This is a genomic window from Streptomyces albidicamelliae, assembly GCF_025642175.1.
GTDB classification, from domain to species: domain Bacteria; phylum Actinomycetota; class Actinomycetes; order Streptomycetales; family Streptomycetaceae; genus Streptomyces; species Streptomyces albidocamelliae.
Map to the genome: position 1 here is coordinate 5,800,569 of NZ_CP106795.1, position 12,734 is coordinate 5,813,302.

At 70.5% G+C, this 12,734-nt stretch carries 9 protein-coding genes and 1 pseudogene; 7 read left to right on the forward strand and 3 right to left on the reverse strand.

All coding sequences use genetic code 11. The features are described 5' to 3' along the window. Window positions 1–44 precede the first annotated feature (44 nt). The 4 genes from N8I86_RS26620 (at window position 45) to serA (ending at window position 5,379) form a co-directional block, all read left to right on the forward strand. On the forward strand, window positions 45–1,898 hold the full coding sequence (locus N8I86_RS26620; RefSeq protein WP_185091225.1) for an acetolactate synthase large subunit: 1,854 nt from the start codon (window positions 45–47) through the stop codon (window positions 1,896–1,898). Between the two features lie 21 nt (window positions 1,899–1,919). Further along, on the forward strand, window positions 1,920–2,444 hold the full coding sequence (ilvN, locus tag N8I86_RS26625; RefSeq protein WP_073889812.1) for an acetolactate synthase small subunit: 525 nt from the start codon (window positions 1,920–1,922) through the stop codon (window positions 2,442–2,444). 120 nt (window positions 2,445–2,564) lie between these two features. Then, window positions 2,565–3,563 carry a ketol-acid reductoisomerase gene (gene ilvC / locus N8I86_RS26630; RefSeq protein WP_073889814.1) on the forward strand — a complete coding sequence of 333 codons (999 nt, stop codon included), beginning with the start codon at window positions 2,565–2,567 and terminating at the stop codon, window positions 3,561–3,563. A gap of 226 nt (window positions 3,564–3,789) precedes the next feature. Then, window positions 3,790–5,379, forward strand: coding sequence for a phosphoglycerate dehydrogenase (serA, locus tag N8I86_RS26635; RefSeq protein ID WP_073889815.1), 1,590 nt, complete (start codon window positions 3,790–3,792; stop codon window positions 5,377–5,379). A gap of 113 nt (window positions 5,380–5,492) precedes the next feature. On the opposite strand, the gene N8I86_RS26640 is transcribed toward serA, so the two are convergent. Continuing rightward, window positions 5,493–7,025 (reverse strand): MFS transporter, encoded by a 1,533-nt coding sequence (locus N8I86_RS26640; protein WP_263278880.1) that lies wholly within the window; start codon window positions 7,023–7,025, stop codon window positions 5,493–5,495. Window positions 7,026–7,122: 97 nt separating this feature from the next. On the opposite strand from N8I86_RS26640, the gene N8I86_RS26645 reads away from it, so the two are divergent. Continuing rightward, the gene (locus N8I86_RS26645; protein ID WP_073889818.1) at window positions 7,123–7,701 is read left to right on the forward strand and encodes a TetR/AcrR family transcriptional regulator; all 579 of its coding nucleotides are present in this window, start codon (window positions 7,123–7,125) and stop codon (window positions 7,699–7,701) included. A 51-nt stretch (window positions 7,702–7,752) separates the two neighbouring features. On the opposite strand, the pseudogene N8I86_RS26655 reads toward N8I86_RS26645, so the two are convergent. Next, window positions 7,753–9,022: pseudogene (locus N8I86_RS26655) on the reverse strand (PucR family transcriptional regulator). A gap of 164 nt (window positions 9,023–9,186) precedes the next feature. On the opposite strand from N8I86_RS26655, the gene N8I86_RS26660 reads away from it, so the two are divergent. Both N8I86_RS26660 and pruA read left to right on the forward strand, forming a co-directional pair. Further along, the gene (locus N8I86_RS26660; RefSeq protein ID WP_073889821.1) at window positions 9,187–10,113 is read left to right on the forward strand and encodes a proline dehydrogenase family protein; all 927 of its coding nucleotides are present in this window, start codon (window positions 9,187–9,189) and stop codon (window positions 10,111–10,113) included. Between the two features lie 39 nt (window positions 10,114–10,152). After that, window positions 10,153–11,784, forward strand: coding sequence for an L-glutamate gamma-semialdehyde dehydrogenase (gene pruA / locus N8I86_RS26665; protein ID WP_123436579.1), 1,632 nt, complete (start codon window positions 10,153–10,155; stop codon window positions 11,782–11,784). Here pruA and N8I86_RS26670 read toward each other — a convergent pair. Continuing rightward, window positions 11,760–12,716, reverse strand: coding sequence for an alpha/beta fold hydrolase (locus N8I86_RS26670; RefSeq protein WP_263278882.1), 957 nt, complete (start codon window positions 12,714–12,716; stop codon window positions 11,760–11,762). The genes pruA and N8I86_RS26670 overlap by 25 nt on opposite strands. Between the last annotated feature and the right edge of the window lie 18 nt (window positions 12,717–12,734).

Below are 12,734 nucleotides of genomic sequence, written 5' to 3' on the forward strand. Positions count from 1 at the left end.
GCCCGAACCTCGCAAAAACCCTCAGCATCGAGAAGAGAATGCCGATGACCGAGCAGGCCACCGGGGCCCACCATCCGCAGCCGCGGCCCCGTTCCGGAGGACAGATGTCCGCCCCCGTCGAGCACGTGACTGGTGCGCAGTCCCTCATCCGCTCCCTCGAGGAGGTCGGCGCGGACACGGTGTTCGGCATTCCCGGAGGCGCGATCCTGCCGGCGTACGACCCGTTGATGGACTCCACCCGGGTGCGCCACGTGCTGGTCCGTCACGAGCAGGGCGCGGGTCACGCGGCAACGGGGTACGCGCAGGCCACCGGCAGGGTCGGGGTCTGCATGGCCACGTCGGGTCCGGGCGCGACGAACCTGGTGACGCCGATCGCGGACGCGCACATGGACTCGGTGCCGCTGGTCGCGATCACGGGCCAGGTCGCGTCGAAGTCGATCGGGACGGACGCCTTCCAGGAGGCGGACATCGTCGGCATCACGATGCCGATCACCAAGCACAACTTCCTGGTCACCAAGGCGGAGGACATCCCGCGGGTGATCGCGCAGGCGTTCCACATCGCCTCCACGGGCCGTCCGGGGCCGGTCCTGGTGGACATCGCCAAGGACGCCCTGCAGGCGAAGACCACGTTCTCGTGGCCGCCCACGATGGACCTGCCCGGCTACCGCCCGGTGACCAAGCCGCACGCCAAGCAGATCCGTGAGGCCGCGAAGCTGATCACCGCCGCGAAGCGGCCCGTCCTCTACGTCGGCGGCGGCGTCATCAAGGCCGGCGCCACCGCCGAGCTGAAGGTCCTCGCCGAACTCACCGGAGCGCCCGTCACCACCACCCTGATGGCGCTCGGCGCGTTCCCCGACAGCCACCCGCTGCACGTGGGAATGCCGGGCATGCACGGTGCGGTCACCGCCGTCACCGCGCTGCAGAAGGCCGACCTGATCGTCGCCCTCGGAGCCCGCTTCGACGACCGCGTCACCGGCAAGCTGGACAGCTTCGCCCCCTACGCCAAGATCGTCCACGCCGACATCGACCCGGCGGAGATCGGCAAGAACCGCGCCGCGGACGTGCCGATCGTGGGCGACGCCCGCGAGGTCATCGCCGACCTGGTCCAGGCGGTGCAGAAGGAGCACAGCGAGGGCGGCAAGGGCGACTACACCGCATGGTGGAGCGACCTCAACCGCTGGCGCGAGACCTACCCGCTCGGCTACGACCAGCCCGCGGACGGCTCCCTGTCCCCGCAAGCCGTCATCGAGCGCATCGGGCAGCTCGCGCCGGAGGGCACGATCTTCGCGGCGGGCGTGGGCCAGCACCAGATGTGGTCCGCGCACTTCATCCAGTACGAGAAGCCCGCCACCTGGCTGAACTCAGGCGGCGCCGGAACGATGGGCTACGCGGTCCCGGCCGCCATGGGCGCCAAGGCGGGCGCGCCGGGCCAGACGGTCTGGGCGATCGACGGCGACGGCTGCTTCCAGATGACCAATCAGGAACTGACCACCTGCGCCCTGAACAACATCCCGATCAAGGTCGCCATCATCAACAACGGCGCCCTCGGGATGGTCCGCCAGTGGCAGACGCTGTTCTACAACCAGCGCTACTCCAACACCGTGCTGCACTCCGGCCCCGAGGCGGACGGCAGGCAGCCGAGCGCCGGTACCCGCGTCCCCGACTTCGTGAAGCTGTCGGAGGCCATGGGGTGCCACGCGATCCGCTGTGAGCGCCCGGAGGACCTGGACAAGGTCATCGAAGAGGCGAACTCCATCAACGACCGGCCGGTCGTCATCGACTTCATCGTCCACGAGGACGCGATGGTGTGGCCGATGGTCGCCGCCGGCACCTCCAACGACGAGATCATGGCCGCCCGGGACGTCCGCCCCGACTTCGGCGACAACGAAGACGACTGAGCGAGAGAGACGTAAAAGACCATGTCCAAGCACACGCTCTCCGTCCTGGTGGAGAACACCCCGGGCATCCTGGCCCGGATCGCCGCCCTCTTCTCCCGCCGCGGCTTCAACATCGACTCGCTCGCGGTCGGCGTCACCGAGCACCCCGACATCTCCCGCATCACCATCGTGGTGGGCGTCGAGGACCTGCCGCTGGAGCAGGTCACCAAGCAGCTCAACAAGCTGGTCAACGTGCTGAAGATCGTCGAGCTGGAGCCCGGTCAGGCCGTTCAGCGCGAACTCGTTCTGGTGAAGGTCCGCGCGGACAACGAGACCCGTTCCCAGATCGTCGAGATCGTCCAGCTGTTCCGCGCCAAGACCGTCGACGTCTCCCCGGACGCCGTGACCATCGAGGCCACCGGGTCCAGCGACAAGCTGTCCGCCATGCTCAAGATGCTGGAGCCGTACGGCATCAAGGAGCTGGTGCAGTCCGGCACGATCGCGATCGGCCGCGGGGCGCGCTCCATCACGGACCGCTCGCTGCGCGCGCTCGACCGATCCGCGTAAGGCTGGATACGGGCGGTCGGTGAATCCCCGGCCGCCCGTATGCCGAGATCCTGAATCTTCCTTCCCCCTCACCGTCATACGGTGGGACGCACCATCTGCACACCAAGGAGAGAACCCAAAGTGGCCGAGCTGTTCTACGACGCCGACGCCGACCTGTCCATCATCCAGGGCCGCAAGGTCGCGGTCATCGGATACGGCAGCCAGGGCCACGCCCACGCGCTGTCGCTGCGTGACTCGGGTGTCGACGTGCGTGTCGGTCTGCACGAGGGCTCCAAGTCCAAGGCCAAGGCCGAGGAGCAGGGCCTGCGCGTGGTGACCCCGGCCGAGGCCGCCACCGAGGCCGACGTCATCATGATCCTCATCCCGGACCCGATCCAGGCCCAGGTGTACGAGGAGTCCATCGCCCCGAACCTGAACGACGGCGACGCGCTGTTCTTCGCGCACGGCTTCAACATCCGCTTCGGCTTCATCAAGCCCCCGGCCGGCGTCGACGTCGCCCTCGTCGCCCCCAAGGGCCCCGGCCACCTGGTGCGCCGCCAGTACGAGGAGGGCCGCGGCGTCCCCGCGATCGCCGCCGTCGAGCAGGACGCCACCGGCAACGCCTTCCCGCTCGCGCTGTCGTACGCCAAGGCCATCGGCGGCACCCGCGCCGGCGTCATCAAGACGACCTTCACCGAGGAGACCGAGACCGACCTGTTCGGCGAGCAGGCCGTGCTGTGCGGTGGCACCTCCGCCCTGGTCAAGGCCGGCTTCGAGACCCTGGTCGAGGCCGGCTACCAGCCGGAGATCGCCTACTTCGAGTGCCTGCACGAGCTGAAGCTGATCGTCGACCTCATGTACGAGGGCGGCCTGGAGAAGATGCGCTGGTCCGTCTCCGAGACCGCCGAGTGGGGCGACTACGTCACCGGCCCGCGCATCATCACCGACGCCACCAAGGCCGAGATGAAGCAGGTCCTCGCCGAGATCCAGGACGGCACCTTCGCCCAGACCTGGATGGACGAGTACCACGGCGGTCTGAAGAAGTACAACGAGTACAAGCAGCAGGACTCCGAGCACCTGCTGGAGACCACCGGCAAGCAGCTGCGCAAGCTGATGAGCTGGGTCGACGAGGAGGCGTAGGCCTCATGGCAGGGGCCGGGGCGGATCACCCCGGCCCCTGTTGTCCACCCCGTCCAGCCACGGACGGGTGATCCTTCCGTAGAGGCGCAGAACGACCACCGCGACGCCACTACACTTCTGCACAACACGCGTCAGGCCCACAGCGTCGTGCGTCTTCCGCGGCTAGCCCCCTCCACCGCCTGCGGCCGTCGGGACGGCCGTCCGCATTGGACTTGTGAGGACTCACGTGAGCTCGAAACCCGTCGTACTCATCGCTGAAGAGCTGTCGCCCGCGACCGTCGACGCGCTCGGCCCGGACTTCGAAATCCGGCACACCAACGGAGCGGACCGAGCCGAGCTGCTCCCCGCCATCGCCGACGTCGACGCGATCCTGATCCGTTCCGCCACCAAGGTGGACGCCGAGGCCATCGCCGCGGCGAAGAAGCTCAAGGTCGTCGCGCGTGCCGGCGTCGGCCTGGACAACGTCGACGTCTCCGCCTCCACCAAGGCCGGCGTCATGGTCGTCAACGCGCCGACCTCCAACATCGTGACCGCCGCCGAGCTGGCCTGTGGTCTGATCCTCGCCACCGCGCGCAACATCCCGCAGGCCAACTCCGCGCTGAAGAACGCCGAGTGGAAGCGCAGCAAGTACACGGGCGTGGAGCTCGCCGAGAAGACCCTCGGTGTCGTCGGCCTCGGCCGCATCGGCGCCCTGGTCGCGCAGCGCATGTCCGCCTTCGGCATGAAGGTCGTGGCCTACGACCCCTACGTGCAGCCCGCGCGGGCCGCGCAGATGGGCGTCAAGGTGCTGTCGCTGGACGAGCTGCTCGAGGTCTCCGACTTCATCACCGTCCACCTGCCCAAGACCCCCGAGACCCTCGGCCTGATCGGTGACGAGGCGCTGCGCAAGGTCAAGCCGAGCGTGCGCATCGTCAACGCGGCCCGCGGCGGCATCGTCGACGAGGCGGCGCTGTACGCGGCGCTGAAGGAGGGCCGGGTCGCCGGCGCCGGCCTCGACGTGTACGCCAAGGAGCCGTGCACCGACTCCCCGCTGTTCGAGCTGGACCAGGTCGTGTGCACCCCGCACCTGGGCGCCTCGACGGACGAGGCCCAGGAGAAGGCCGGTATCGCGGTCGCCCGCTCGGTGCGGCTCGCCCTCGCCGGCGAGCTGGTGCCGGACGCCGTCAACGTCCAGGGCGGGGTCATCGCCGAGGACGTCAAGCCGGGTCTGCCGCTCGCCGAGCGTCTCGGCCGTATCTTCACCGCGCTCGCCGGTGAGGTCGCGGTCCGTCTCGACGTCGAGGTCTACGGCGAGATCACCCAGCACGACGTGAAGGTGCTGGAGCTGTCCGCGCTCAAGGGTGTCTTCGAGGACGTCGTCGACGAGACGGTGTCGTACGTCAACGCCCCGCTGTTCGCGCAGGAGCGCGGCGTGGAGGTCCGCCTGACCACCAGCTCCGAGTCGGCCGACCACCGCAACGTGGTGACCGTGCGCGGCACGCTGGGCGACGGCGAGGAGGTGTCGGTCTCCGGCACGCTGGCCGGCCCGAAGCACGTGCAGAAGATCGTGGCGGTCGGCGACTACGACGTCGACCTCGCGCTCGCCGACCACATGGTCGTGCTGCGCTACGAGGACCGTCCGGGTGTCGTCGGCACCGTCGGCCGCATCCTCGGCGAGGCCGGCATCAACATCGCCGGCATGCAGGTCGCCCGGGCGACGGTCGGCGGCGAGGCGCTGGCCGTGCTGACGGTCGACGACACGGTCAGCCCCGCGGTGCTGGCCGAGGTCGCCTCCGAGATCGGCGCCAACTCGGCCCGCTCGGTGAACCTGGTCTGAGTCCCTCCCCGGCCCACCCGTCCCCGGGCGGGCCGCAGGGGTGGACGCGTTCGTCACGACAACGCCGGACGGGCCGACTGCGAGTCGGCCCGTCCGGCGTTTCTTGTGCCGTCCTAGTGGTCGGCCCGCACCTCGATCCTCTGCAGGCTCACGGCGGCGCCGACCGCGGCGAGGGCCAGCAGCACCGCCCCGGCGATCGCCACGCCGTGCATCCCGCCGGTGAACGCCTCGCGGGCGGTGGCGAGGAGGGAGTCGCCGGCTCCGCCGGGCAGCCGGGCCGCGTCGGCCAGGGCGCCGCCCAGGGTCTCGCGGGCCTCAGCCGGCGCCGTGGCCGGCATCCCGTGGCGGTAGAGCGCCGTGCCGATGGAGCCGAGGACGGCCATGCCGAGCGCGCCGCCGAACTCCGTGCCGGTCTCCATGAGGGAGGACGCGGTGCCGGCCCGCTCCACCGGGGCGCTGCTCATGGCAAGGTCGGTCAGCTGGGACATCACCGCGACCACTCCGCAGGCGAGGACGCCGGCCGCGGCCAGCACCAGCAGCAGGGAGTCGGTGCCGGTGAAGGCGAGCAGCGCGTATCCGGCCGCCGTGACCGCGAAGCCGCCGGCGACGACGTAGGCGCGGTTGACGCCCCGCTGGACGAGCTGGGTGGTGAGGGGCGCGGCGACGCCGATGAACACCGACGGGAGCAGACTCCACAGCGCGGCCGCCAGTGGGCTCTTGCCGAGGACCGACTGGAGGTACTGCGTGGTGAAGATGGCCGAGCCCATCATCCCGAACGCGGACACGAGGGTCAGCACCAGCGACGGGGTGAAGCCGTGGCCCCGGAAGAGGGCGGGCGGCACCAGGGGGGAGGCGCCGGTGCGCTGGCGGCGGACGAACAGGGCGGCGAAGAGCAGGCCGACGGTGATGGAGACGACGTACAGCGGGTGCCAGCCCTCGGACGGGATCTCCTTGAGGCCGTAGATCACGGGCAGTACGGCGGCCATCGACAGCGGGACGCTCACCCAGTCGAACCGCCCCGGCTCGGGGTTGCGGGACTCGGGCAGCAGCACCGGGCCGAGGACCAGCAGCAGCACCATCGCGGGCAGGTTGACCAGGAAGACCGAGCCCCACCAGAAGTGCTCGACGAGGACACCGCTCATCACCGAACCCAGGGCGATGCCGCCGGTCATCACGCCGGACCACAGGCCGATCGCCTTCGCCCGCTGGCCGGGGTCGGTGAACATCGTGCGCACCAGGGCCATGGTCGACGGCATCAGGGTGGCGCCGCCGATGCCGAGGATCGCGCGGGCCGCGATCAGGGTCTCCGCGCTGTTGGCGTAGGCCGCGAGGAGAGAGGCCCCGCCGAAGGCCGCGGCGCCCATGAGGAGGAGTTTGCGGCGGCCGATGCGGTCGCCGAGCGCGCCCATCGTCATCAGCAGGCCGGCCAGCACGAAGCCGTAGATGTCGAAGATCCACAGCTGCTGGGTGCCGCTGGGCCGCAGGTCCGCGCTGATCGCGGGAGTGGCGAAGTAGAGCACGGAGACGTCCATCGAGACCAGCAGCAGCGGCAGCATCAGCACGCCGAGGGCGGTCCACTCGCGGCGTCCGGCGCGGGTGGCGGAGGTGGGCGGTGCGGTCGGGGTGGCGCTCGTCGGGTTGGTCATGACAGGGAATGTACGCACGTCTTAAACGCTTGTCTAGAACGCTTGTATAATTCATGCGTCTAGGACGTCTGTATGGATCGCGGGTAGGGTGAAACGCATGGGACACCGTGAAGATCTGCTCGAAGGCGCCAAGAGCTGCCTGCTGGAGAAGGGGTTCGCGCGGACCACCGCGCGGGACATCGTGAAGGCGTCGGGCACCAACCTGGCGTCGATCGGCTACCACTACGGCTCCAAGGACGCGCTGCTCGCGCAGGCGTACGTGGCACTCGTGGAGAACATGTCCGGCGCCTTCGACGGCGACGACGCCTCGGTGATCGAGGGCGCGCCCGGATCCCTGGAGCGCTTCCGGTGGGTGTGGACGAACATCGTCGGCACCATGCGCGAGCCCGGCTCGGTGTGGCGGCTGAGCATGGAGGTCATGACCATCGACCTGCCGGAGGTGCGCGAGCACCTGTCCCGCGCCCAGCGGGAGGGCGGGCGCGGGCTGGTCGCGATGCTGATGGGCGTCCCCGAGGAGGAGGTCTCCGACGAGACCGCGGACACGCTCGGCCGGTTCTACCTGACCCTCATGACCGGGCTCATCGCCCAGTGGACGTTCGACCCCGGCACCGCCCCCGACGGGGACGCCCTGACCGAGGGCCTCCGCCTGATCATCGAGTCGGCCACGAAGGGCTGAACCGGCCGGGTCCCGCGGCCGCGACCGCAGGACCCGGCCGGGCCTCGCGGCCTACAGCCGCGCCCGCTTCAGCGCCATGTGCAGCAGCAGCCGGTCCTCGCCGTCGTCCAGGTCGAGGCCCGTCAGCTGCTCCACCCGGGACAGGCGGTAGTACAGGGTCTGCCGGTGGATGCCCAGTTCGGCGGCCGCGCGGCCGGCCTGGCCCGCGCAGTCGAGGAAGACCTCGGCTGTCCGGGCCAGCTCGCGGTGGACGGGGGCCAGCAGCGGGCCGACCACGGGGTCGTGCGCGGCCTCGGGGGCAACGCGGTCAGCAGCCGGTACGGCCCGATCCGCGCCCACTCCGCGACCGGCCCGAACCGCGGCTCGGCCAGCGCGGCGCGAGCGGCGGACAGCGCCTCCTGCCAGACCGTGCCCAGCTCGGCGAGCCCCGTCCGGGGCTCACCGACCCCGGCGGCGAAGCCCGCGGCGCCACCGGCCCCGCCGGGGCGCGCGGCCACGGCGGCGGCCGTACGCGCCCCGGCCCCCACGCTCTCGCGGCACCCGCTCCCTCCGCCTCCTTCAGCAGCCGGGCGGCCGCCGTCAGCGCGGGGGTCGGCACGTCCGGGGAGCGCAGCCGCACCAGCACCGCGAGGCTCAGGCCCGTCGCCCCCCACGGCAGTGTGCACAGGGCCGAGGCGTGCGGGACGGCGCGCGGCGAGGGGGCGTCGTCCGGGTCGGCGGACGGCCAGGGGGCGAGGCAGACCAGCGTGTGCGGGCCGTCCGCGCGCGGGCCGAGCGCGGTGCGCAGTTCGGCCACCGCCATGTCCCGCTGCCAGCCCCGCTCCGCGGTGAGCACCGCCCGCAGCTCCCGGCTCAGCCCGGCCCCGGCCTGCGCCTCGTCCGCGAGCAGGGCGCCGATCCGGCCCGCCACCTGCATGGCCGCGGCCAGCTGGGCGTCGGTCGGCCCCGGATCGGCCTCCAGCAGCCAGACGTAGCCGAGGACGACACCCCGATGGCGTACCGGCAGGCAGATCCGGCCGCGGTACACCCCGGCCTGCGGTCCGGGCGGGATCCGCACCGGCCCGGTCGCGCGGGTGATGCCGAAGCCCTCGAACCAGGAGCGCACGGTCGCGGTCGAGCGCCGGGTCAGGATCGAGCGGGTGCGGACCGGGTCCAGCGCGGCGGGGTCGAGCTCGTCCTCGCTGTCGTAGGCGCCGAAGGCGATCAGCTCGAAGTCGCGGTTCTCCAGGGTCGCCGGCACGCCCAGCAGCTCCGAGATCTCGTCGACGAGCTCCTGGTAGTCACCCTTGTAATCGGCGCTCACCCGGGCATTCTCCCCCATTCCCCGGCCGTCTTCATACATCTGTCTGAGATCCCGTGCACGGATGCGTGACAGCTGTCGATGGCTGAGGATCAAAGGAATCCTTAGGTTTCACGGTGGTTCTCCGTGCCGTACCCGAAACGTCGGGTGGCGGCCGTTTCGGTGCTTGTCTGTGGAGGTGCCCCGTGCTGGGTCCCGTGATTCTCGCCGCGTCGCGCAGCGACCGGATGCGACGCCTGATCTCGGCGGCCCCGGTCACCAAGCAGGTCGTCGACCGCTTCATCCCCGGTGAGACCGTGGACGACATCGTCCCGATCATCGCGGAGCTGACGGACAAGGGCCTCGAGCTGACGATGGACGTCGTCGGCGAGGACATCACCACCCCCGAGCAGGCCGCCGCCGCCCGTGACGCCTACCTGGCGCTGATCGACCACCTCAAGCAGCTGGGTCTGGGCGAGCGGGTCGAGATGTCCGTGAAGCTGTCGATGTTCGGCCAGGCGCTGGACGGCGGCCACGAGCTGGCCCTCGCGAACGTCCGCCCGGTCGTCGAGGCCGCCGCCGCCATCGGTACCACCGTCACGCTCGACGCCGAGGACCACACCACCCTGGACTCGATGTTCGCCATCCACGAGGAGCTGCGGAAGGACTTCCCGCAGACCGGCTGTGTCATCCAGGCCTACCTCTTCCGCACCGAGGCCGACGCCCGCCGGCTGGCCGAGGCCGGCAGCCGCGTGCGCCTGGTGAAGGGCGCCTACAAGGAGCCCGCCGAGGTCGCCTACCAGCAGAAGCACGAGATCGACAAGGCCTACGTGCGCGTGCTGAGGACGCTGATGGAGGGCGAGGGCTACCCGATGATCGGGTCCCACGACCCGCGCCTGATCGCCATCGGACAGGAGCTGGCCCACCAGGCCGGTCGTAAGCTCGACGAGTACGAGTTCCAGATGCTGTACGGCATCCGCAGTGACGAGCACCTGCGGCTGGCCGCCGAGGGCCACCGCATGCGCGTCTACACGGCGTACGGCACCGACTGGTACGGCTATTTCATGCGCCGTCTCGCGGAGAAGCCGGCGAACCTGCGCTTCTTCCTCCGGTCGATGGTCAGCAAGGGCTGAGCCCGAACACCCGCTCACGTACAAGGAGTCAAGGATCTCATGGACGCTGTGACCCAGGTCCCCGCCCCCGTCAACGAGCCGGTGCACGGCTACGCCCCCGGTTCGCCCGAGCGCTCCCGCCTGGAGGCCAAGCTCAAGGAGCTGGCCGAGAACCCGATCGATCTGCCGATGACCATCGGCGGCGAGAAGCGCATGGGCGGCGGCGAGCCGTTCCAGGTGGTCCAGCCGCACAACCACAAGGCCGTCCTCGGCACCCTGCGCCACGCCACCCAGCAGGACGCGCAGGACGCCGTCGACGCGGCTCTCGCCGCCGCCCCGGCCTGGCGCGCCCTGTCCTTCGACGACCGCGCGGCGATCATCCTGCGCGCCGCCGAGCTGCTGTCCGGTCCGTGGCGCGAGACCATCGCCGCCTCGACCATGCTCGGCCAGTCCAAGACGGCCCAGCAGGCGGAGATCGACAGCCCCTGCGAGCTGGTGGACTTCTGGCGCTTCAACGTCCACTACGCCCGCCAGATCCTGGCCGAGCAGCCCCCGGCGAACTCCCCGGGCGTGTGGAACCGCATGGACCACCGCCCGCTGGAGGGCTTCGTCTACGCGATCACGCCGTTCAACTTCTCGGCGATCGCGGCCAACCTGCCCACCGCCCCGGCGCTGATGGGCAACGTCGTGGTCTGGAAGCCGTCCCCGACGCAGACCCACGCGGCCGTCCTGCTCATGCAGCTGCTGGAGGAGGCGGGCCTGCCCAAGGGCGTCATCAACCTCGTCACCGGCGACGGCATCGAGGTCTCCAAGGTCGCCCTGGAGCACCGCGACCTCGCGGGCATCCACTTCACCGGCTCGACCAAGACCTTCCAGCACCTGTGGAAGACGGTCGGCAACAACATCGAGAAGTACCGCTCCTACCCGCGCCTGGTCGGCGAGACCGGTGGCAAGGACTTCCTGGTCGCCCACCCGAGCGCCGACCGCGCCGTGCTGAAGACCGCCCTGACCCGCGGTGCCTTCGAGTACCAGGGCCAGAAGTGCTCGGCCACCTCCCGCGCCTACATCCCGGCCTCCATCTGGAACTCGGGCTTCAAGGAGGAGTTCGCGGCCGAGGTCGACTACCTCACCATGGGTGACGTCACCGACCTGTCGAACTTCATCGGCGCCGTGATCGACGACCGTTCGTTCGCCAAGAACAAGGCCGCGATCGACCGCGCCAAGCAGGACCCGACCTGCACGATCGTGGCCGGCGGCACCTACGACGACTCGGTCGGCTACTTCGTCCGACCGACCGTCGTCGAGTGCACCGACCCGGAGAACGAGGTCTTCACCACCGAGTACTTCGGCCCGTTCCTCGCCGTGTACGTCTACGAGGACGACCAGTACGACGAGATGCTGACCCAGATGGAGTCGGTCTCGGACTACGCGCTCACCGGTTCGGTCATCTCGAACGACCGTGCGGCCGCCGCGTACACGATGGAGAAGCTCCGCTACGCCGCGGGCAACTTCTACATCAACGACAAGTCGACCGGCGCCGTCGTCGGCCAGCAGCCCTTCGGCGGCGGCCGGGCCTCCGGCACCAACGACAAGGCCGGCGCCCCGCAGAACCTGATGCGCTGGACCCTGACCCGCGCCATCAAGGAGACCCTGGTCGCACCGACCGACTACGGGTACCCGCACATGGGCTGATCCGCCCCGCGAACCCGGGCCGGGAGGTCTGCCACGAGCAGGCTTCCCGGCCCGTTGCCATGTCGGAGGGTCCGTGCGAGGAAGTCCCGGATCAGTGCGGCCACCTGGTCCGCGTGCGTCTCCAGCGCGAAGTGGCCGGCCGGCAGCAGATGGATCTCCGCCTCCGGCAGGTCCCGGCGGAAGGCGAGTGCCCCCTCGGGCACGAAGATCTCGTCGTGCGCGCCCCACACCGCGAGGAGCGGGACCCGGCTCTCGCGGAAGTAGGCGTGGAAGGCCGGGTACAGCGCGAAGTTGGCGCCGTAGTCGGAGATCAGGTCGAGCTGGATCTCCGCCTGGCCGGGGCGCGCGATCCGGGCGGTGTCGTGCTCGTAGGCGTCCGGGCTGACCAGGGTCGGGTCCGGGACCCCGTGCAGGTACTGCCACTTGATGCCCTCGGGGGAGTAGATCTCCCGCACCGGCGCCTCGGTCTGCGGCGTCCGCTTCTCGATCAGCGCCAGCACCGGCGCCCAGGCCTCGGCGCCGAGCCCCTCCTCGTAGGCGTTGCCGTTCTGCGTGACGATCGCGGTGACCCGCTCGGGGCGGGCGAGGGCGAGCCGCAGGCCGATGGGGGCGCCGTAGTCCTGGATGTAGAGGGCGTAGCGCTCCAGCCCGAGCAGGTCGGTGAACTCCTCGGTGATCCCGGCCAGTTCGTCGAAGGTGTAGCGGAACTCGGCGGGGTCCGGCGTCGCGGAGCGGCCGAAGCCGATGTGGTCGGGGGCGATCACCCGGTACCGGTCGGCCAGCAGCGGGATCAGGTCGCGGAACATGTGGGAGCTGCTCGGGAAGCCGTGCAGGAGCAGCAGGACGGGGGCGTCGGCGGGTCCGGCCTCGCGGTAGTACACGTCGAGGCCGCGGACGGTGACGGTGCGGTGGTGGATCCGGTGCGTAGCCATGGCGGCAGTCCAGCACGC